The 21,303-nt window shown below is 60.9% G+C and carries 19 protein-coding genes; 14 read left to right on the plus strand and 5 right to left on the minus strand.

Going from position 1 to position 21,303, the window contains the following annotated elements; translation table 11 throughout:
- Positions 1 to 63: 63 nt before the first annotated feature.
- Positions 64 to 1,059: a S41 family peptidase gene (locus tag ACYVGU_RS10385; RefSeq protein ID WP_460622006.1), complete on the plus strand. Its 996-nt coding sequence runs from the start codon at positions 64 to 66 to the stop codon at positions 1,057 to 1,059.
- A gap of 82 nt (positions 1,060 to 1,141) precedes the next feature.
- On the opposite strand, the gene ACYVGU_RS10390 is transcribed toward ACYVGU_RS10385, so the two are convergent.
- Positions 1,142 to 3,457, minus strand: coding sequence for a PAS domain-containing sensor histidine kinase (locus tag ACYVGU_RS10390; protein ID WP_460622007.1), 2,316 nt, complete (start codon positions 3,455 to 3,457; stop codon positions 1,142 to 1,144).
- A gap of 514 nt (positions 3,458 to 3,971) precedes the next feature.
- Positions 3,972 to 4,328 carry a hypothetical protein gene (locus ACYVGU_RS10395; RefSeq protein ID WP_460622008.1) on the minus strand — a complete coding sequence of 119 codons (357 nt, stop codon included), beginning with the start codon at positions 4,326 to 4,328 and terminating at the stop codon, positions 3,972 to 3,974.
- A gap of 797 nt (positions 4,329 to 5,125) precedes the next feature.
- On the opposite strand from ACYVGU_RS10395, the gene ACYVGU_RS10400 reads away from it, so the two are divergent.
- The 3 genes from ACYVGU_RS10400 to ACYVGU_RS10410 all read left to right on the plus strand — a co-directional run bounded on the left by ACYVGU_RS10400 (position 5,126) and on the right by ACYVGU_RS10410 (position 6,142).
- A complete protein-coding gene (locus ACYVGU_RS10400) occupies positions 5,126 to 5,386 on the plus strand; it encodes a hypothetical protein (protein ID WP_460622009.1) in 261 nt (86 codons plus the stop codon).
- A gap of 318 nt (positions 5,387 to 5,704) precedes the next feature.
- Positions 5,705 to 5,926: a hypothetical protein gene (locus ACYVGU_RS10405; protein ID WP_460622010.1), complete on the plus strand. Its 222-nt coding sequence runs from the start codon at positions 5,705 to 5,707 to the stop codon at positions 5,924 to 5,926.
- Positions 5,927 to 5,977: 51 nt separating this feature from the next.
- Positions 5,978 to 6,142, plus strand: coding sequence for a hypothetical protein (locus ACYVGU_RS10410; protein ID WP_460622011.1), 165 nt, complete (start codon positions 5,978 to 5,980; stop codon positions 6,140 to 6,142).
- Positions 6,143 to 6,507: 365 nt separating this feature from the next.
- On the opposite strand, the gene ACYVGU_RS10415 is transcribed toward ACYVGU_RS10410, so the two are convergent.
- The 3 genes from ACYVGU_RS10415 to ACYVGU_RS10425 all read right to left on the minus strand — a co-directional run bounded on the left by ACYVGU_RS10415 (position 6,508) and on the right by ACYVGU_RS10425 (position 12,208).
- Complete coding sequence (locus ACYVGU_RS10415) at positions 6,508 to 7,905, minus strand: alpha-amylase family protein (protein WP_460622012.1); 1,398 nt, start codon at positions 7,903 to 7,905, stop codon at positions 6,508 to 6,510.
- Between the two features lie 90 nt (positions 7,906 to 7,995).
- Positions 7,996 to 10,107, minus strand: coding sequence for a glycoside hydrolase family 97 protein (locus ACYVGU_RS10420; protein WP_460622013.1), 2,112 nt, complete (start codon positions 10,105 to 10,107; stop codon positions 7,996 to 7,998).
- A gap of 526 nt (positions 10,108 to 10,633) precedes the next feature.
- Complete coding sequence (locus ACYVGU_RS10425) at positions 10,634 to 12,208, minus strand: DUF6377 domain-containing protein (protein WP_460622014.1); 1,575 nt, start codon at positions 12,206 to 12,208, stop codon at positions 10,634 to 10,636.
- 266 nt (positions 12,209 to 12,474) lie between these two features.
- Here ACYVGU_RS10425 and ACYVGU_RS10430 point away from each other — a divergent pair, with 266 nt between their 5' ends.
- The 10 genes from ACYVGU_RS10430 to ACYVGU_RS10475 all read left to right on the plus strand — a co-directional run bounded on the left by ACYVGU_RS10430 (position 12,475) and on the right by ACYVGU_RS10475 (position 21,302).
- Positions 12,475 to 12,888, plus strand: a complete 414-nt coding sequence (locus ACYVGU_RS10430) for a lipocalin-like domain-containing protein (RefSeq protein WP_460622015.1) — start codon at positions 12,475 to 12,477, stop codon at positions 12,886 to 12,888.
- Positions 12,889 to 12,924: 36 nt separating this feature from the next.
- The gene (locus ACYVGU_RS10435) at positions 12,925 to 13,356 is read left to right on the plus strand and encodes a hypothetical protein (protein ID WP_460622016.1); all 432 of its coding nucleotides are present in this window, start codon (positions 12,925 to 12,927) and stop codon (positions 13,354 to 13,356) included.
- A 383-nt stretch (positions 13,357 to 13,739) separates the two neighbouring features.
- Positions 13,740 to 14,822, plus strand: a complete 1,083-nt coding sequence (locus tag ACYVGU_RS10440; protein ID WP_460622017.1) for a PAS domain-containing sensor histidine kinase — start codon at positions 13,740 to 13,742, stop codon at positions 14,820 to 14,822.
- Positions 14,823 to 15,056: 234 nt separating this feature from the next.
- A complete protein-coding gene (locus tag ACYVGU_RS10445; protein ID WP_460622018.1) occupies positions 15,057 to 16,025 on the plus strand; it encodes a site-specific integrase in 969 nt (322 codons plus the stop codon).
- Between the two features lie 480 nt (positions 16,026 to 16,505).
- Positions 16,506 to 17,114, plus strand: a complete 609-nt coding sequence (locus ACYVGU_RS10450; protein WP_460622019.1) for a TetR/AcrR family transcriptional regulator — start codon at positions 16,506 to 16,508, stop codon at positions 17,112 to 17,114.
- A gap of 39 nt (positions 17,115 to 17,153) precedes the next feature.
- Positions 17,154 to 18,449 (plus strand): TolC family protein, encoded by a 1,296-nt coding sequence (locus tag ACYVGU_RS10455; protein WP_460622020.1) that lies wholly within the window; start codon positions 17,154 to 17,156, stop codon positions 18,447 to 18,449.
- Positions 18,450 to 18,459: 10 nt separating this feature from the next.
- Positions 18,460 to 18,675, plus strand: a complete 216-nt coding sequence (locus tag ACYVGU_RS10460; protein WP_460622021.1) for a hypothetical protein — start codon at positions 18,460 to 18,462, stop codon at positions 18,673 to 18,675.
- Positions 18,672 to 19,586 (plus strand): HlyD family secretion protein, encoded by a 915-nt coding sequence (locus ACYVGU_RS10465; protein ID WP_460622022.1) that lies wholly within the window; start codon positions 18,672 to 18,674, stop codon positions 19,584 to 19,586. Before ACYVGU_RS10460 ends, ACYVGU_RS10465 begins: the two co-directional genes overlap by 4 nt.
- A gap of 22 nt (positions 19,587 to 19,608) precedes the next feature.
- Positions 19,609 to 20,544 (plus strand): ABC transporter ATP-binding protein, encoded by a 936-nt coding sequence (locus ACYVGU_RS10470; RefSeq protein WP_460622023.1) that lies wholly within the window; start codon positions 19,609 to 19,611, stop codon positions 20,542 to 20,544.
- The gene (locus tag ACYVGU_RS10475) at positions 20,541 to 21,302 is read left to right on the plus strand and encodes an ABC transporter ATP-binding protein (RefSeq protein ID WP_460622024.1); all 762 of its coding nucleotides are present in this window, start codon (positions 20,541 to 20,543) and stop codon (positions 21,300 to 21,302) included. The genes ACYVGU_RS10470 and ACYVGU_RS10475 overlap by 4 nt, the downstream gene beginning before the upstream one ends.
- Position 21,303 lies beyond the last annotated feature (1 nt).

Below are 21,303 nucleotides of genomic sequence, written 5' to 3' on the forward strand. Positions count from 1 at the left end.
GTACCCTACCAGGCAGATTTTACCTCCAAATTGGTGCTTAATGCTTGACTTTTAACACAGTTCTTGTTAAACCCACTACTGCGCCTGCTGAACGTAATGGCGCTAGCGTTCCTGCTGGCAGCCAGCAGCGGGACGGCCCAAACCCGCCCGCCCGCCGCCCCGCCCACCAAGCAGGTGGTGCAGTACCTGGATCATTTTCAGCGCCTTATCCGCCAGAACGCCCTGTATGCTGATTCCATTAATTGGGAGCAGTTAAGCCGGGAGATAGAGGAAAAGGCCCGGGGCCTGACAACCGTCGAGGACTGCCGGCCCGTCCTGGATTATATGCTCGGCACGCTGCGCCAGGCGGGCGACCAGCATTCTTTTTTTCTACCGCCGGGCAAAGCCATGGACCGGGTGTCCTCCGGCTATAAGGATCAGCAAGCCCAAAGCCGGTACTTAGGCAATGGCATTGCCTACCTAAAGGTGCCGGAATTCGTATCCATGAACCCTGCCGTCGGGCTAACCTTTTCCCAGAGCATCCGGAGCCAGCTGCAGGCGCTGGAAGCGCAACATACCATAACGGGGTGGGTAGTCGACCTGCGCCATAATACGGGGGGCAATATGCACCCCATGATTAGTGGCCTTCAGCCCCTGCTGGGCGATGGGATTTACGGCTACCTGCTCTACCCCCGCCGTAAAAAGGAAACGCCGCTGCTAAGCCGCAGCGGTAAGGCAAAGGAACCCCGAGTTGGGGAAGCGGATCGCCCGCAGCACCGGGTAGCGGTGTTGATTGACTCGCTGACCGCGAGCAGCGGCGAGATGGTAGCCCTAGCCCTAAGGGGGCTGCCCAACACCAGGTTCTTTGGCCAGCGGTCGGCCGGGTATACCACCTCCAACCAGACCTTTAGGCTTCCGGATGGGGCGTTGCTGTTACTGGCCACCGCCTACATGGCGGATCGAAACCGGAACACGTATCCGACTGGCATCGTCCCGGAGGTGATCGTGGACTACTCGCCGGCCGATGCCCCGGACAAGACGGTGGAAGCAGCCAGCCGGTGGTTACTTAAAACAGAGTAGGATTCCTGGCCTTGCCCGGGAACTCACGCAAGGTCGGTCCGGATAAGCGAATTGCCACGTCCGCTGCTGAACTACGGTAAGGCTAGCTGCGGCCTAACCACACGCGAAAGGTGGCGCCCTGGCCTTCCTGGCTTTCTACCTCGATGCGTCCCCCACTAGCTTGCACAATGCGGTTTACCAGGTACAAGCCCACTCCGGAGCCGGGCGTGTGCGCGTGTAGGCGACGAAACAGCTGAAACAGCTCCTGCCCGTACTTCTGGGCATTAAAGCCCAGGCCGTTGTCTTGCACCACCAGCACGGGCTGGCCGTCAGCCACCTCCCCGGCCAGATGAATGCGGGCCGGGCGGGTGGGGTCGGCGTACTTGAGGGCATTGCTCACCAGGTTGTAGAGCACGGTCCGCAGGTTGGCGCGGGGAAAGGACACGGCGGGGCAGGCCGCAAAATCGGTCGTGATCCGGGCCCGGGCCACCTGGGCCTGGGGCTCCAGGGAGCCCAGCACCTCGGCCGTTACCTCGGCCAGCGCTACAATTTCCGCGGGTCCGGTGCCCACCTGCTGGTCGTGGCCGAGCGCGGCCAGCTCGTCGATCGTGCCGTGCAGCTGGCGCAGGGCCTGCCGGATCAGGGGCAGGAGGATCTGCTCCTCGGAGGAGTCCACCACTTGCACGCTGCGCAGCAGCTCCTCAAGCAGGCCGTCCAGGTTGTGCACGGGCTGCTTTAAGTCGTGGGAAGCGGCGTACACGAAGTTGTCCAAGTCCAGGTTAGTGCGCACCAGCTGCTGGTTGGTGGCCTGCAGCTGGTGGGTGAGCTGCTGCAGGGCCAGCTCGGCCACCTGCTGCTCGTGCACGTCCAGCACCACGCCCACTAGGCCCGCGTACTTGCCCGCCGGGTCAAAGCGGGGCGTCGCCGCGTCAATAGCCCAGCGGTAGTGCCCGGCGGTGTTGCGGAGCCGGTACACCACCCGGAAGGGCTCTTGCCGGTCGTTGGCCGCGCGGAAGGCCGCCCCCGCGGCGGGCGAATCCAGGGGGTGAACCGCGTCCAGCCAGCCAAAACCCAGGGCTTCGGCTTCATTTTGACCGGTAAAGTCGTACCAGGGCCGGTTCAGGTAGGTACAGGCACCGCTGGGATCGGTCACCCACAGAATGGCGGGCACGTGGTCCGCCATGCTGCGGAAGTACTGCTCACTTTCCAGCAGGGTTTGCTGCAGATGCTTGAGCTCGTGAATGTCGCTGGCCGCACCCACCCACTGCACCACCTGCCCGGTCCCATCCCGCACGGGCACCGCCCGGTCCAGATGCCAGCGGTACTCCCCGGTCGCAGCCACGCGCAGGCGCAGCTCGGCCTGAAACGGGTGGGTGTGGCGGACCGCTTCCTGCCAGGCCTGCAGGGTCGGCAGCCGGTCCTCGGGATGGACGGCCTGCAGCCAGCCGGCACCCAGGTCGGAGCCCGCGTCGGGACCCGCGTGGCCAAACTGGGCCCAGTTCGGGCTTAAGTAGGTGGTGTTGCCGGCCGCATCGGCCTCCCATACTATGAAAGGGCTGGTCTCGGCCAGGCGGCGAAAGCGGGTTTCGCTTTGCTCAATCTGCTGACGCATCCGCACCTGTTCCGTTACGTCCGTGGCAAAGAAGACCAGTCCGTCCACTTCGCCCTGGGGATTACGGCGGGCCTGGCAGGTAAAGGTGCCATAGATGATTTCCGGCTCCTGGCCATCACGGCGGGCCAGGCTTAGCGGCATTTCCTGACTGGAGTAGGCGCGCCCGGTGCGGTAGACCTCAGCCAGGATGGCGGGCAGGGGGGAGTCTTTTACTTCGGGCAAGGCCTCGAGCACGGGTTTACCCAATAAGTCCCGGCCGGGAAACACGCGCTGGTAGGCCGGGTTGATCAGCTGGTATACCCACGTAGGGCCGTCGAGCACGGCGATCGGGACGGGGGCTTCCAGGTACAGCTGGTGCAGCAGCTGGCGCTGCTGCTCGGCCGCGCGCCGGGCCAGAACCTGCTCGGTCACCACGTAGGCAAACACGGTCACCCCGGTAATGCGCCCCTGCTCCCGAAAGGCATTGTAGGTAAAGTTAAAGTACTGGAGCTGGGGCGGTCGTCCGTCGCGGGGATCAATGGCCAGGGGCATTTCCACCCCCTCGTAGGGCTCACCGGTCTGGTACACCCGGTCCAGCAAAGCTACAAAGCCGCTGGTCAGGGCCTCGGGCTGCACCTGGGCTACGGTTTGCCCGCGCATGTCGCGGCCCGGAAACAGGGCCTGATACGCCGGGTTGTAGTAAACCAGGTGGTGTTCCGCCCCCCGGAGCAGGCACATGGCCGCCGGGCTCTGCTCGAACACCTGATACAAAGCAGGCTCCGGAAAAGCCGGGGCAGCGGGCGGAAGAAAAGAAGAAGAATCAGTCAAAGCAGCTCGGCGGCGGATACCCGTCCAAGGTACGCACGAACGCGTCAGTAGAAAACCCGGCCGTGCCGCCGCTGGCATTTGGGGCGGGCGCCGCCCCCGACGCGTTACCACTTTCTACAGGCGGGTAGAAGCCGGGGAGGTGGTCCTAGCCTAATCCAGATGTTCTACGGAATCCGCGAGTTGCATCGTGGGGTCCTTGCTATCCAGCAGTGTGCTGTCTCCGCTATTCGGAGCCTGGGCTTCGTGGGCGGCCGGCTCGGAGGGAGCGGAGCTACAGCCGTTTAAGAGAAGGGATACCAGGGTCGCAAACAGGATCATTTTCATCGTGGGGTCCAAGGTACTCCGCCGGCCGGCCAAAAAAAAACGTGGCCCCCAGGGCCAGGGGCAGCGAGCAGTTCCTGCAGCAACGGGCGGGTGGTCTTTCTCGGCCAGGTAGAGAAAGACCACCCGCCCGTGTTTCGCCAGCCGACAGTACAGGTGGATGCCTGCTTTCGAGGGGTAATGGTGCTAACTCCTAGTCGTTGCGGTCACTGTCCGTGACGCTGATGACGTTGGAGCGGTCAATGGCAATGGTGTACTCGTGGCACTCCTCCACGGCAAGGGTTTTGGCGTAGTCCACGTTGTTTACCTTGAGGGTAAACGTGGCCTGGCCCGGGGCATAGCTGGCGTAGTCGGATGAGGTACCAGGGTCTACATTGTTGAGATTAACGGTATTGCCACCCGTCGTCTGAACCTGCACACTTGCCCGCTGGGTACCATTGTTGGCAATGCGCACCCGGGGAGCTTCCTCTTCGCACTTGTTGCAGCTGCTCAAGGCCAGGGCAAACAAACTTGCCGGGAGTATAGCCAGCCGCATGTTGAGGAATTTCATTGGTAGAAGTGCTAAAAGGGGTGCTGAGACTAGCTGATACAAAACAGGAACTTTACGATACGAAAGTCTTGGTAAGGCCCGACCCTGGTGATTAAAGTTGAAATATACTTACTTAATCCCAATTCCTGCATTGCAAATTGCTGAGCATAACCAGCGGGCCTATCCTATTAGGCAGATGTAGTCAACAGATGCCCGGCAAGACCGGGCATCTATATTCTTAGAGAGTATGGATACGTGAGGCATTCAGGAGTTAGTGGCCGGTTTTGGTTTCCTGATGGCACTACCACCGTCCGCAGCTGACGAGGACCATAAGCACGCTGCGAACGATCTAGATGGCCGTTTTGGCGTTGCGTGTGGTGCGGTGAGGGGCTTGTTCCAGCGTCCGCTCATGTCCGCCGGACGTCCCATCCTCGAGGAGCCCGTATGTTAAGACAAAAAGTTTCTAGGCGATCTTCTTCCTGGCTGTTTTGTGGTGTGATAGTGGCCCGCTGCGGCAAAGGATTATTCGTACATCGGCCAAATGCCCTTGGGGTAGGATACCCACCAAGAAAGAAACCAATACGGACGACGGAGCGCAGTGCACTAAGACCTAACCTGACTTAACTGTCAGGGGACAGGCTTTTACCCGTTACCATACTAAAAGGTGTGCCGTTGATGCGTAGTCTTGGGATTAAGTGCTAGCCCGGCGGGGCCTTTCGGTACGTACCAAATTTCTGATGCCAGGGCCGCCGCATTCCCGCGGGTAGTACCAGAAAATATTCTACCTTAGAGTATTACCGCCCGGGCGTCACCCCGGCTTGCTTTCTCCCATGACCCGCCCGGAACTGGAAGCCCTCGGTTTTGTGTACGCCGACTACCTGCCCATGGGGACCCGTTATCAGGCGGGGGAACTCTACGTGCTGCTCACGCAGGAGAAAACCGTCCGGGTGTACCTGCCGGATGCCTCCAATCTCGTCGAGGTTGCCACGGGCGATTTGTTTGCCCCGCAGGTGCACTACCAGGGACCCGTCCAGGATGTGGACGAGCTGTTGCGCTTTGTCCGGGGAGCCATGCAGTAAGCGCCAGCGGGAAGAACCTCTGTAAATCACCTGGTATAGCGACAAGAACTCGACTAAAAGCTGTTTCCACGGCCGAGCGTAGCTCCCCTCTCTTACTCGGGTCCTTTAACGTAGCCGGCCAATCGCTGGGGCCCGGGAAATACGCCGGGTATGCCCCGACTACTTGCCGGCTCAGGGGTAGCTGATCGTAACGCACCCACCCGTAAGGAAGGGGCAGTATGAGCTGAATCACCAAGCTTAATGTACAGGTGGTGGTTCAGGGTCTTCGGGGTATCACATCAGCAGCTTACCTTTGCCTGACACTTTATCGATTATACGTTGCCTATTTCGCTTAGCTACTACGCCGTAACGTATCAGAGTGACCCTCCGCTGCTGCAGGGCCGGGACCTGCGCCCGCTGAGCGCGGAGGAGGTCACCGAAACCTGCGAACTTCTGCTGGCTACCGCCCGGCTCCACCAGTGTCGGTACTGGCTGCTCGATGGCCGGTCCCATCAGCAAGCGCAGCCCCAGGCCCTGCAGGAGTGGATGCAGGAGGAGTAGTACTTCCCCCGGGTACGCACCGAACTGAAGGGCCAACCCTGCATCGCGTTTATGGTTCCCCCCTTTGTCTGGGAAGGGCTGCCCACGCAAGGCTACGAACAGCCCTCGGATACGTTTGTCCACGGGGTGCGCATGGGCTGGTTTACGCAGGAGCAGGAAGCCCTTAGCTGGCTGGCTCGGCAGCGGGAGCAGCAGGGCGAGGGGGAGTCAGCCTAATAAACATGTCCCAAAAACTACCTGTTGCCTGACATTGGCGGCAGCCTGAGAAAATCTAGAGAGCAGCCAAGTATACCAGGGGATGCTCGGGGTGGTACTAGAGTGTCCTGTTCCTCCCGGGCTAGGTTGGATCCTCTGAGCTCCCGCTGGTCTTCTGGCAGCGTACAGCAGCCTACCACGACTAGCCCTTTGGTGGCGGGCAGTGCCAGCAGGTTCTCCCGGCTACCCGATTAGCCGAACCCTTTTTCCGTTAAGATCCTGCCCCAGCTAAGTACTGCTCGGGCAGGATCCGGATTTTTCTCCGCTCTCGGGGGCGAAATTGGAGAGGCCACGACGTTGACGCTGATCAGCTACAGGGATTGACACTACTTTTTTAGCACCAGGTAGCCATAAGCGGGCAGGGTCACCTGACTGCCCAGATTTACGGAGCCTCCCTGCAGCGCATCACTCCAGGTGGAGGCAGCTAGTGCCGGGGGCAGCTGGTAGGTTGAGGCAGTATTGCGCACGTTGACCAGTACCAGGGCTTGGTCATTGCCCTCCGTTTTGGTGAAAGCACAGACATCCGCGCTGCTGTAGGAGGTGGGCGTTCCGCGCCGCAGGGCTGCGCTGCCGGCCCGGGCGGCCAGCAACCGTTTGTAGGCTTTCGTTACGTCCGGGGCTTCGCCCCAGTTTACTTTCACTGAGGTAAAGGGAAACGGTATGCTGGCCGTCATCCCCGCTTCCTGCCCGTTGTAGATCATGGGTACACCCTTGAGCAGGGAGGTGATTACAAAGGCGGACATGGCGCCTTCCTGGCCCCCAAACAGGGTGACTGGGGAGCCGTCGGAGCCGTTCACATCGTGATTGGTGATGTAGCGCACCACCTGCTGCCCACTGGCGGCGCCGGCAAATTCGCTGGTGTTTAGCCCGTCAAAGGTAGTTGCCGCCTTTCCCCGGCGGTAGACATCCCACAGGCCCCCGTAGAAGTTAAAGCCAAAGGTGTAATCAAAGCCCGAGGCGAAGTTGCTGCCGCGGGTGCCTTCGGCCAGCAGCAGCAGCTTATGGGTTTTGATGTTGCGCAGGGTATCCACCGCCTGCTTCCAGAAATCATCGGGTTGATAGTCGGCGTAGTCAAAGCGGAACCCATCGATGTTGGCCGTGTACACCCAGGACTTCATGGCCGAAATCATTTCCAGGCGCATGGGCGCACTGGAAAAGTTGAGCTGGGCCACATCCAGGTAGTTGGTGTTGGGCGGGCTTTGAATAACCCCGGCCCCGTTCTGCAGGTACCAGTTCGGGTGCTGGCTAATCCAGGCATGATCCCAGGAAGTGTGGTTGGCCACCCAGTCCAGCATCACGCTCATGCCCCGGCGGTGGGCCCCATCTACCAGGGTGCGCAGGTCATCCAGGGTACCAAACTCCGGGTTTACGGCCCGGTAGTCCTTGACGGCGTACGGGGAATTCACGGCTTTCACCTGACCCACCGGATAGATCGGCATCAGGTAGAGCACATTTACCCCCAGATCCTTAATAGAATCCAGGCGGGCCGTTACACCGGCAAAGTTGCCGCGTTGGCTGAAGGCCCGCATGTTCACCTGGTACATGACCGCATCCCGCCGGTCGGGAACGCCGGTAAACGGGGTGCCGTATTGGGTGGGCGCTGGCGGGGTGGGGACCGGGGGCACCGGGGTAGGCGCAACCGCTTCGGGCTTGCAGCCGGCCAGCACCGTGCTGATGGCCAGCAGGCTTAGGTGATAGGCAAACGAAAGTTTATACCAGGACATGAGGCGTAGTAGAAGGGATGAGAAGTAGGAGGTAGGGCGGAAACGAACGCCAGTTAAATTGCGGGCCGGGCCGGCCGCGCTTGGGATTGGTTATTGTAGGGGCTTGAAACTCACGGCCGCCCCACCCCCGGGGGCTAGCGGCAGCTTAAGCGTGGTTTTGCTGGTTACTTTCTGCTGGCGGATGTGGTAGGCCTGGGGGTTCTTGTCCCAGCTGGCGCCTTTGCCGTCGGTGTAGAGAATGGCCTGGTAGGTGATACCGGGCGTGAGGAAATCAAGCTTGACGGTTTGGGTGCGGGCGTTTTCGTCCGTAATACTGCCAAGATACCACTCTTCCTTGCCCTTGGCTTTGCGGGCCGTGGTGATATAGTCGCCGGGCTCCGCGAGCAGAATGCGCGTGTCGTCCCAGTCTACGGCGACGTCCTTGATGAACTGGAAAGCGTCCAGGTGCTGCTCGTAGGCCTCGGGCAGGTCGGCAGCCATTTGCAGGGGGCTGTACATCGTCACGTAAAGGGCCAGCTGCTTGGCCAGCGTGGTGTGCACCTGCTTGCCCTGGTTGCGCTGCGAATTCCAGCCTTCCAGCTTAATCTGGAAGATGCCGGGCGTGTAGTCCATGGGGCCGCCCATGAGGCGGGTGAAGGGCAGGATCGTCTCGTGCTCAGGGGGGTTGCCGCTGCTCCAGGCGTTGAACTCGTTGCCGCGGGCGGCCTCACTAGCCAGCCAGTTGGGGTAGGTGCGGTGCAGGCCCGTGGGGCGCACCGACTCGTGCATGTCCACCATCAGCTGGTGTTCGCCGGTTTTCTGGGCCGTGCGGTTGTAGTGGTTTACCATCCACTGCCCGTCGTGGTGCTCGCCGCGCGGGATGATGCGGCCCACGTAGCCGGTTTTCACGGCCTCGTAGCCGTACTGCTTCATGAAGCGGTAGGCCGCCTCCTGGCGACGCTCGTAGTTGGTGACGGAGGAGCTGGTTTCGTGGTGCATCATCAGCTTCACGCCCTTGCCGGCGGCGTAGGCCTGGAGCTCGGGCACGTTGAAGTCGGGGTAGGGCGTCACGAAGTCGAACACTTCTTCCTTCCAGTTATTGGCCCAGTCTTCCCAGCCCACGTTCCAGCCTTCCACTAGCACGCTGGCCAGGCCATGCTTGGCAGCAAAGTCGATGTAGCGCTTCACGTTGGCGGTATTGGCGCCGTGGTGGCCGTTGGGCTTGAGCTTACTCCAGTCGGTGCCGGCCAGCTTGAGGTTGCTGGTGTCGGCGTAGTTCCAGCTGGCTTTGTTCACGTGCATCTCCCACCACACGCCCACGAACTTTTGCGGCTTAATCCATTCGGTGCTGGCCAGGGCCGTGGGCTCGTTCAGATTGAGGATGAGCTTGCTGGCCAGCACCTCGGGGGCCTTGTCGCTGACCACGATGGTGCGCCAGGGCGTGTGCTCGGGCGCTTGCAGGTAGGCGGCTGCCCCGGTAGCGGAGGGCACCAGCTGGCTGCTCAGGCTGAAGCGCTTGGTATCTACGTTCAGCATCAGGGCCGGGTAGTTGACCAGGGCCGCCTCGTGGATGTTCACGTACAGCCCATCATCCGACTTGAGCATCAGGGGCGTCTGAATCCGGTTGGGCGCGGCCTTGAGCTGAATGGCCTCGATGGGCGTGGTATTGACCTCGCTCAGGCGGGTGGTGCTGTAGGTGTACTCGTTGGAATCGTAGTCGCCTGGAATCCAGAAGGCCTTATGGTTGGCCGGCAGGTTGAACTCCGTTTTCTCTTCCTGCACCACGAAGTAGGTCAGGTTGGGCTGCCGGGGAAACTCGTAGCGAAAGCCCACTCCGTCGGCAAACACCCGGAATACAACGTCCAGCAGCCGCCCCGGGGCGGCCGCCTGCCGCAGATGGACCGTGAGCTGCTGGTAGAGGTTGCGGATATCTTTAACCTCACCCCACACCGGCTGCCAGGTTGTGTCCACCTGCTTGACCTCGCTGCCCGTAACCAGCAGGGGCCCCTCGAAGCCGGCGCCATCGGCTAAAGCCAAGCCCAGGCGGGAGGGCGTGATAACCGGTCGCTGGGCAAAGTGCACCGCATAAGTGGGCTGCCCCCGGGCATCCAGGGCAAAGGTCAGGCTGACCTTGTCCAGGCGGGCCAGCAGGGGGGCAGTGGGCTGGGCCGCCGCGCCGAAGCCCAGCAGCAAAAGCAGCAGCGAGAGTAAATTTGTCTTCATTACCAGACAAAGAAACCTACCCCCGGCCCCAACTAAAACTTGTCAAATCCCAATCAAGAAAATATAAAGCATATCATGATTTAATCAACTTACCTACTGATAGTTATACCTTACCTAAGCCGGTAAAATATGAACTGAATATAAGCTGAAATTAGTCCAGCGCCCTAACTCAGGGCCTGTTCCGGGGCGGGGTACTCAAACTAGGGCGCCCAACTACGGGCAGTAAAACCAAGCCTCTAGGTATGGATCACCCACCGTAAAAAAGTGGGCGGAATAAGGAGCGGGTAGGACCGGCCGGGCCGAGTAACCCAGGGTCACAAAGCAGCCGTAGGTAGCCTAGCTACCGGACGTGACGGAGTAGCCGGCGGCCCTTGCCCCGTTCCGAGCATGCCGGCAAGAGGCGGCCAGTGGATTTCAGCAGGGCAAGGCCATCCCCCAAAGCAAGCCGGGGTAAACCCAGCCACCGGCCAGGGGCCAACTTGCCAGTAACCGTGCGGACAGACCAGGGTAAGGCCAGCTGCTACCGCTAGATGGCTGACAGGGCCTGGATTCGCGCCTCAAACTCGTCGTTGGCAACCAGGGAGCGGTTTTTAACGCGCGTTTTGTAGGTGTAGATGGTATTGATGGAATACCCCAGCATCCGGCTTATTTGCTCGCTATCGGTGATACCCAGCCGAATCAAGGCGAAAATCCGCAACTCCGTGGTAAATAACTGATCTTCCGCCAGGTGAATCCGATCCTCTTCCCGGAATAAGGCATTAAACTGCTCAATGAAATTCGGAAACAAGCGCAGAAACACCGTATCGAACCCCTTAAAGAGCTCACTGCGCTGCTGCTTGACCGCAATACCGTCCACAATTTTTTGCACGGCCCCGTACTGCTTGAGCTCCAGCTGGGTGCTAAGGGACTTTTTCAGCGCTTCCAGCTTATCGATCAGCTGGGAGCTGTGATGAAAATAGTACCCGATATACTCTTCCTTGATTTGGTTGGCCTCGTTCAGGCCGCTGATCAGCAGCCTGAGCTCCCCATTGCGCGCCTGCACTTCCCGGTTGGTGGCGGCAATCAGCCGGCCGGCCTTTTGCAGCTTGCGTAGCTGCCGGAAAATAATCAGAATAAACCCCACCACGAACAGGGCCAGCAGGGTTACGGCGATGGAATACGTCCGCAGGGACTTGCGCTGCTGCTCGATGATGTTGATTTTCTCTTCCTCAATCAAGGAGGAAACGTGGCTCATTTCAATCTGCCGCTGCCGGGCCTTGTAAAAGGCCGCCTGCTGCCGAGCCTCTTTAATAAAGGCGTAGGCGTTTTCCAGGTCTCCGCGCTGGTAGCACAAATTGGACAGCTGAAAAATGGCGACGGTCTCCTTGGTTGCCGACTTTACGTCGGCAATGGCGGAAATAAGCAGCAGCTCAAAGGCCTTGTCTTGCTGCCCCAGCAAGGTGTGAATGAAAGCACTGGTGCTCGCACTTACGGCCAGCTGGTGCTGCGTGAGCGTGGGCAGCTGCCGTAACTGCTCATACAAGCGCAGGCCTTCCGGCAGGTTGCGGGTTTTTACCGCCTGAAACTGCTGCACGGAAAGGCTTTCGTACGAGCCCGGCCTGCTATAGCGCAAGGCGGTGTCGGCGTAGGCCAGGGCCGCGGAGTGGTAGGCCGGACGATACACCTGGTCCTGGTTGAAATCACCCAGGTCGCTGTTAGCGCGGGCCTGCAGAAAGTAAAAGTCGTGCTGGTCGGCCTTCGACAGCAAGGCGGGCTTTATCCGGTGCAGGGTCTCGAAGGTTTCTTTAAACATGCCCGAGGAAAGCAAAATAAAGGCGAGCTTAAGTTGGGCCACCTCCACTTTTTCGGGATCCCCCAGGTGCTGGGCGACCCGGATTATCCTTTGACTGTAAGCAAAGGCCGAGTCATACTTAAACGCCTTGTACTCGTCGTAAATCCGCAGGCCCAGCTCAAACTTTGCGTCGTCGTTCTTTTTGTTTGCGGCATAAGCGGCCGTTAACACCGATACCCGCTGCCACCGCTGCGCATCAAACTGCTGCTTGTGAGCGAGTACCTGTCTGAGCTCCGCCAGCAGCTGATCCACCCTGCTGACTGCCGCCACCCCCCGCCCGGTAACCAGTATTAAAACGCAGAGGGATAGCAGGAATTTCACTAGGGGACAGACTATTCTTTTTCCTAAAGCAGGCGCCAAAAGTAATGAATAGTTAGGCTAGTGGTTTGGCTGCACTAACTGGCCAGCAACCTGCTGCCGGCTCCAGCGAATTAAGTGTGGTGCCTATTACCCCGAAGCTGTCCCGAGCCGACCGCTTTTTTACTTAGTTCCTGAGCGGTATTTTTACCCAGCTACATTCATACCATCCAGCCTATATGCGCGCCCACTTACTTTTCTTACTATTAAGTATCCTATTTCTGGGCAGCTGTACCAAGGACGATGAGCCGGCCCCCCCGGCCCCGGAGTTAACCGGCCGCTGGGATTCGCGCGGGGTGCATCTGATCTTGTTTAATGCGGCCGGCGACACAACCTACCAGCTAAAAGACACCCATGCCAACGCCTATCTGCTCTTTGCCCGCGATAACACCTATGACTCCTATTCCGGGGATGTGCTCAGCTGGAGTGGTACGTATGCCAGAAAAGATAACTCCCTGACGATGGTCAACCCCATTCAGGGCTCGCAAACATTCACCATTACGACTCTCTCGGCTACTTCCCTTGTATTATTGAGTGATCGACGAGTGGGTAAGGAAGGCGGAATAACGATTAGCCGGTACGCAAAGCACTGAGCTACTTGCTCCAGGCCCGGCTTTATTTCTTGATCCATGACCCCCTCCCCACTTATTATGCGCGACCGCTTACTTTCTTTTCTGCTTGGCATCGTACTGCTGGGCGGCTGCGCCAAGGAATCCAGCGAACCCGTGAAGGACATCACCGGCCGGTGGGATATCGAATCCACGCACTCCACCGTGTACACGGACAAGGGTGCCATCGACTATGAAAATCATACGCTGGGCACCGCCAACGACTATTATACCTTTGCGGCGGACAAAACTTTCACCTCCACGCTGAATGCGTGGGTGTCGCTAGTGGGCACCTATAGCTATTCCAATACGAGCCTGAGCATTACCACGGCCCAGGGCGCCCACACCGAGGAAATCACCCTGTTCACCCCGACCCACCTGACCCTTGTGAATGGGAAGAAGGAAGCGGGCAGAAGAAGTATTGTCCAGGTAACGACCCTGGTTAAGCACTAAGGCAGGGGCTTATGTGGGTTACCACCCGCCGCCTGGATCTTACTTGCCCCTATCAAACGCCTACGCCAGTGGACCGGGCGGTGGGCCCGGCTACGGACGGGTGGCAGCCTCCGCAACCGCCCGATATCCTTCGCCCACAATAAGGAAGTGAAAGCAGGCTACCCCGGTTCCGTTCGGGCGGAAGACGTGGCAGGGCGCTTGAAAACCTACCCGCCCCCCTGCAACAGGATCTGGCCACGATTTGCGGGGGCGGCGCGGTTTGTACGCTGATCCGGAAGTCTACGACCCTACCCCGTAACTCTGGATCTTTCTTTCTGCCGGCGCGAGGGAAAAGAGCCAAATATAAGCTCAACGGCACTGGCCAAACTCGTATATTTCGGCTTATGTCCCTTCCCGAATCGCCCCCTTCCCGGTACCCCCACCAGCAGGCGCTGTTAGAAGCTGTCTTTGACTCTTCGCCCCTGGCTTTGCACGTGATGCGCAGCGTGCGCGACGAGGCCGGTGCCATCACTGACTTTGAGGTGGTCCTGGCCAATGAGGCGGCGGAACGCATGGTTGGCTATCCCCTTACCGGCATGCGCATGTGCCAGCACTGGCCCACCTCCGTGACCGTGGGTTTGTTTGAGGGCGTGGTCAAGGCCGTGCAGACCCACCAGCCCATGGACCTGGAGCAGTACTACGAGGGGGAAGGCGTGCGGAACTGGTACCGCTGGACGGCCGTGCCCTACGGCGACGGGGCCGTCATCAGCGTGGAAAATATTTCGCCCCGCAAGCAGGCGCAGGCCGCCCTGCTCCAGGTGCAGCTGGATCAGCATCGCCAACAGGCCAACGCCGTGCTGGAGGCCCAGGAGGCGGAGCGGCGGCGTATGGCCGAGGACCTGCACAACGGGGTAGGGCAACTGCTGTACGCCGCCAAGCTGCACCTGGAGCAGCTGTCCCGGGAAAATACGTCCCCCATTGTGGCCCAAACCCAGCGGCGCGTAGCCCAGCTGCTAAGCAGCGCCATCGTCCAGACCCGGGAGCTTTCCCACCAGCTGGTGCCACTGGTTTTGACGGACTTCGGTTTGGCAGAAGCCCTGCGTCAGCTTTGCCAGCAGTGCGGCACACCCGACCTGCAGCTGGAGGCAGTCGCGTCCCCGGCCCTGGTCGTACCGGGGGAGCTGGCCCTGCCGTTTTACCGCATGAGCCAGGAGCTGATTGCCAACGTAGCCCGGCACGCTGGGGCCACGCAGGCCCTGATCACGCTCACCGCCCGGAAGGCGTGGCTGGAGCTGCGGGTGCAGGACAACGGCCAGGGGTTTGATCCTGCTTCCGCCCCCCGAGGGCTGGGCCTGCGCAGCGTGCAGGATCGGGTGCAATTGCTGGGCGGGCAGTTTAGCCTGACGTCCGCCCCAGGCCGGGGCACCCGTGTTACCCTGCGCGTTCCGGACCCGGCCAGCCCCGGCGAGCACGGCGAGCAGGGCTAGCGGGCCGGCGGTCGAGCGGGCCGCTCCCGTCGTGGCGGGGAGATGGATAGTATCTGCGGGCGGCAGAGCAACGACCCGGATCACTTCAGGGCCGGGGCGGTCGCAACTCAGCAAACTGTGGAGGCATTTTTCCCGGACTCGCCTTTTTTGATAAGGACTGATAATGTTTACTTATCGTTCCTTATCTTAGAGCGAGCAAAATCTCTACTTTTCGCCTCGCTACTCCTTATATATATGGCTACCGAAAATCAGCTACCCGTCGTTTCCACTCAGCCCACTGCTCAGGTGCCGGCCCACCTGGTGGAATCCACCCACCGCTACATCGCCTCGGGCCTGCGCGGGGCGGCCAACACGGTGCGCGCCTACGCCGGGGACTGGAAGCGCTTTACGACTTGGTGCACCTTGCACGAGATGCCCGCGCTGCCCGCTTCGGTGGAAGCGCTGGTGGGATTTCTGACCGAGCTGGCCGATACGGGCAAAAAGTTTGCGACCATCGAGCGGCACGCCGCCGCCATCGCCAAGGCCCACGAGCTGGCGGGCGTGGAGTCGCCCACGACGGACAAGAAACTCAAGGTCCTGCTCAAGGGTATTGCCCGCGAGATCAAGACCCGCCAGAAGCAGGCGCCCGCGTTTTCCCTGGACTGGTTTAAGCGCACCATTAAAAGCATTGACGTGACCGTGCCCGCCGGGCTGCGCAACCGGGCCTTGCTCTTGCTGGGCTTTACCGGAGCGTTCCGGCGCTCGGAGCTCGAAGCGCTCAACATCGAGGACCTGGCCTTTGATGAGGACGGGCTGGTCGTGACCCTGCCGCACAGCAAAACCAACCAGCTGGGCCAGGCCGAGGAGAAAGCCATCTTCTACTCCCCGGATTCTGCCTTATGTCCTATTCGCTCCCTGCAGGCCTGGTTGAAACTGTTAGGACGAAACGAAGGCCCGGTGTTTGTGTCTTTGCGCAAGAATAACCAGCTCACGACCCGGCGCATGACCACCAAGTACACCAACCTGATTGTGCAGCAGTACCTGGGTTCGCAGTTTACCGCCCACTCCCTGCGGGCCTCCTTTGTCACCGTGTCCAAGCTCAACGGGGCGGACGACTCCAAGGTCATGAACCAAACCAAGCACAAGACGAGCGCCATGATCCGGCGCTATACCCGCCTGGACAATGTGCGGCAGCATAATTCCGCCAAGGAGCTGGGCCTGTAATCTGTGCCTCATCACCCATTACGGTAGCATGAAACTGATGTCACAAAACAGCTATCATTAATTAATCTCGCTAGTAGGAAGCCGGGGCTGCTGCAGCGTATACTTTTAGTAAGCTTTAATTATTACCCCTAGGTTTTATTATTAATTAAAATTAATTACAAACATGTATACTGATGTATAACCACTCTACGAAATACCGTAACGAATTACCACACGTTATTTAGCTGGCGTAACCCCCCTTAATTTACTAAGGGTGCAACTGGCAGGAAACTATTGTTACTTTTTGGCCTGACTTTTTGCTTCCTTGTTTTGGGTAGCTCCCTGTCCCCTGGGTCAGCTAGGAGACGGCTTTCTAAAGTTGCGTTGGTTTTGGGAAACCCATCCCCTAAACAGCAGGATTATTTTAGTTTAGCAGATGAGTTTTGAGAATTGCGATGCATCTTTGCGCAGATTTAACCAACTAGTTAAACTATCCTGCCAGTGGATTCGCCGAAACGCTCAACCGAGGAACTGATTCTGGAAGCGGCGCACGCCGTGTTCCTTGAAAAAGGCCTGGCCGGAGCCCGGATGCAGGAAATTGCCGACCGGGCCGGCATCAACAAAGCCCTGCTGCACTACTACTTCCGCAGCAAGGAAAAGCTCTCGGCCCTGATCATTGACCGGGCCATCAGCGTCATTCTGCCGCGCGTAATGGCCGTGCTCGATACCGACATTGAGCTGTTTGACAAAATCCGTCTCGTCGTGGACCACTACCTGACCTTCGTCAGCCGGAACAGCTTTCTGCCGCTGTTTATCGTGAACGAGGTGAACCGGAACCCCCAGTTCTTCTTCCGGGCCGTGGTGGAAAAGGAACGCACGCACCTCGACAAATTCCGCCGGCAGGTAGAAGAAGCCGTGGCCCAGGGTCGCATTCATCCCATCAGCCCCGCGCAGCTGTTTATGAATGTCATGTCGCTGGTCATCTTCCCCTTTCTGGGCAAGCCCATCATTCAGGTAGGACTGGGGCTGAGCGAGGAAGAGTTTAAACGGGAAATGGAAAACCGCCGCACTGAGGTAGCCGAATTCGTGATCCGGGCAATCCGGGCCTGATATTTTTTTGTCCACTCGTTAACCAAGTAGTTAAATCACATGGATAAGAGAAAAAAGCTGTTGCTGCTGCTTGGACTGCTCAGCCGGGCCGCGCTCGGACAACCCGCGGTGGCGCCCCCGGCGGGTGCCGTTCTAACGCTGAATCAATGCTATGACCGGGCCGAAGCCCACGCCCCGTTGCGGCGCCAGGTGGCTTTGAATGAGGCCCAGGCCGCCAACAACCAGGCCCGGCTGGCCGCCCAGGGGTACCGGCCGCAGCTGGCCGTTAATGGCCAGGCCTCCTATCAAAGCGAGGTAACGCGCATCCCGCTGGAAGTGCCGGGCATCAACCTTCCTGTTCTTTCCAAAGACCAGTATCGCCTCACGCTGGAGGCCGCCCAGATCCTGTTCGACGGCGGCGTCACCCGCCGCCAGCAGGAGATAGAAACCTTGAGTAGCCGGGTTAGCAACCAACAGGTGGCCGTGGGTTTGTACCGGCTGCGCGAGCAGGTAAACGGCCTCTATTTCGGCGCCCTGCTCACCGACGAGAACACCCGCTTGCGCCAGGGGCTGCGCGCCGACTTGCTGCAGCGCCGCAAAACCCTGCTGGCCCGCCGGGCGAGCGGCGTAGCCACCGGCCAGGACGTGGCCCGCCTCGACGCTGAAGTGCTGAACCTCGACCAGCTGTTGCGCGAGCTGGCCACCACGCGGGCGGGCCTGCTGCGTCAGCTGGGGGAGTTGCTGGGCCAGCCCCTGCCCCCTGACACCCCACTAGAACGCCCGGCGGCGCTGCCGACCGCCAGCGCCCGGCCGGAGCTGCTGCTCTACGCCCACCAAAAAGCCTTGCTCACGGGTCAGCAGAAACTTACCGACGCCCGGCTGGCTCCGCGCCTGAGTTTGTTCGGGCAAGTGGGCTACGGCCGGCCCACGCTGGATTTTCTGCGCAATGATTTTCACGGCTACGGCATTGCCGGGGTGCGCCTGAACTGGAATCTAAGCGCCTACTACACCCGCCGCCAGGACCGCGAGGCCCTCCGCCTCGGGCAGGAAGCCGTGGCCGTGCAGCAGGAAACGTTCGAGCAAACCCAGCGCGTAACCCTGGCCGGCCAGCAAACCGCAATTGACCGCTACCAGGCCCTGCTTGAAACCGATAAGCAGCTGATTGACCTGCGCGAGAAAATCCAGGCCACGGCCGCCGTGCAGCTCGACCACGGCATCATCGGCTTCAGCGACTACTTCACCGAAGCCAACAACCTCACCCTGGCCCGGCTCAACGAGCAGCTCCATCGCCTGCAGCTGCTCCAAGCCCAGGTTGATTATCAAACCACCGGGAGCCCCCCGGCATCCTCCCGGTAACGCCCCCCTCATGGAAATACTCATCGGCCTGCTGTCGCCCGTATTATTTATGCCCACCATCACGGGGTACATGGCTACCAGCCACGGCCGCTCCTTTTGGCGCTGGTTTGGCATTGGCTGCGTGCTGCCCTACTTCTCTCTCCCGCTCATCACCTTCGTGGTGTACCGCGACCAGCGGCGGGCCCGCCTCAACCAATCCGATACCTCCAACCCCGATTTGCCATGAAGGCTCCCCTTTGCTCTGCCGGCGGTAACTATCCCGGTTTGCTGCTGGCGCTAGCTCTGCTGGCTGGCTGCCAAGCCGAAGCCCCGCGCTTCGACGCCTCCGGCAATTTTGAAACCATCGAAACCGTCGTGGCCGCCCAGGCCCAGGGGCAGCTGCTGCGCCTGGCCGTGGTTGAAGGCGAAGAGCTGCCCGCCGGCCGGGAGGTGGGCCTTATTGACACCACGCAGCTTTATCTGCGCAAGCGCCAGCTGCAGGCCAGCGCCCGCGCCGTGCAACAGCAAACGCCCAACGTCGGGGCCCAGCTCGGCGCCTTGCAGCAGCAGGTAGCCAACCTGCTGCGCGAGCGCCGGCGCGTGGTCAGCCTGGTGCGCGCCGACGCCGTGCCCGCCAAGCAGCTCGACGACCTCGACTACCAGCTGGCCATGGCCCGCCAGCAGCTGGCCGCCCAGCGCTCGGCCCTGGGTACGCAGGCCAGCGGCACGGCCGCGCAGGCGGCCCCGCTCCGGGAGCAGGTGCGGCAGGTGAGCGACCAGCTGCGCCAAAGCCGGGTGGTGAACCCCGTGGCCGGCACCGTGCTCACGGTGTACGTCGAGCCCAGCGAGGTCGTCAGCTACGGCCAGCCGCTCTATAAAATCGGCAACACGAAAACCCTGATTCTGCGCGCCTACGTAGCCGCAGGCCAGCTTACCCGGGTCAAGCTACGCCAGCCGGTGAAGGTGCTGGTGGACGCGCCCAATAACCAGCAGCGCGCCTACCCCGGCCGGGTGCAGTGGATTTCCGCCAAGGCGGAGTTTACGCCCAAGGTTATTCAAACCAAGGAAGACCGCGTGAACCTGGTGTACGCCCTGAAAATCGCCGTGCCCAACGATGGCAGCCTTAAAATCGGGATGCCGGCCGATGTCTTGTTCTAAAGGTCCTCTCATCCCTTAGCGTATGACCAGCGCCGTCGAACTCCACCACGTGAGCAAAGCCTACGGCCCCACCCCGGCCGTGGGCGACGTGAGCCTGGCCGTCGGGGCCGGTGAGCTGTTTGGCCTCATCGGGCCGGACGGGGCGGGCAAAACCACGCTCTTCCGCATCCTGGCCACCCTGCTCCTGGCTGATGCCGGCACGGCCACCGTAGCCGGGTACGACGTGGTGCGCGACTTCCGCGCTATCCGCAACCTGGTGGGCTACATGCCGGGCAAGTTCTCGCTCTACCCCGACCTGACGGTAGCGGAAAACCTGGCGTTTTTTGCCGCCGTGTTTCGCACCACGGTGCAAGCCAACTACGAGCTGGTGGCCGACATCTACGAGCAGCTGGCCCCGTTCAAAAACCGGCGCGCGGGCGCCCTGTCCGGCGGCATGAAGCAGAAGCTGGCCTTGTGCTGCGCCCTTATTCACCGGCCCGAAGTGCTGCTGCTCGACGAGCCTACCACGGGGGTGGACGCCGTGTCGCGGCAGGAGTTCTGGCACATGCTCGCCGCGCTCAAAGCCCGGGGCATCACCATCGTCGTGTCCACGCCCTACATGGACGAGGCCGCCCGCTGCGAGCGGGTGGCCCTGTTGCAAGAAGGCCGGGTGCTGCGCGTGGACACCCCCGCCGCGCTGCGGGCCGCTTACCCCTGGCCGCTCTACGCCGTGCGGGCCGCGCGCATGCACCCGCTACTGCAGGATTTGCGGGCCTACCCGGCCACGCACAGCTGCTACGCCTTCGGGGACATGGCCCACCTAAGCCTGAAGCGGCCCGAGGCCGAGGCCGCCGCCCACCTCACCGCCTACCTGACCGCCAAAGGCCACCGCGAGGTGGCCGTGGCGCCGGTGGCGGCCACCATCGAAGACACCTTCATGGACCTACTGCACGCCCACCCTACCACCCCCACCTCATGAGCACCGTCCCCGTTTCGACTGCCAGCCCCGTCATCCGCTGCGAGGGGCTGACCAAGCGCTTCGGCCCGTTCACGGCCGTGGATGCCATCAGCTTCGCGGTGGCGCCGGGCGAGATTTTTGGTTTTCTCGGGGCCAACGGCGCCGGCAAGACCACGGCCATGCGCATGCTCTGCGGCCTGCTCGCACCCACCGAAGGGGCGGCCACGGTGGCGGGCTTCGATGTGTTGCAGCAGCCCGAGCAAATCAAGCAGCGCATCGGCTACATGAGCCAGAAGTTCTCGCTCTACGAAGACCTGACCGTAGGCGAAAACATTCGGTTCTACGGGGGCGTGTACGGCTTGAAAACCAGCATTATTCGCCGGAAAACCGACGCCCTGCTGCTGCGCCTGGGCCTTACCGCCGAGCGCGACACGCTGGTGGGCCGCCTGCCCCTGGGCTGGAAGCAGAAGCTGGCTTTTTCGGTGGCCCTGCTCCACGAGCCGGCCGTGGTGTTTCTCGACGAGCCCACCGGCGGGGTGGACCCCATCACCCGGCGCCAGTTCTGGGACCTGCTGTACGAGGCCGCCGCCCGGGGCACCACCGTTTTCATTACCACCCACTACCTGGACGAAGCCGAGTACTGCGACCGGGTCAGCATTATGGTCGATGGTAAAATCGACGCCCTGGATACGCCCGCCAGCCTCAAGCGGCAGTTGGGCGTGGAAACGATGGACGAGGCCTTTCTGCACCTGGCACGGGGCGCCAAAAACCAGGACTAAG

The organism is Hymenobacter tenuis, from assembly GCF_054780495.1.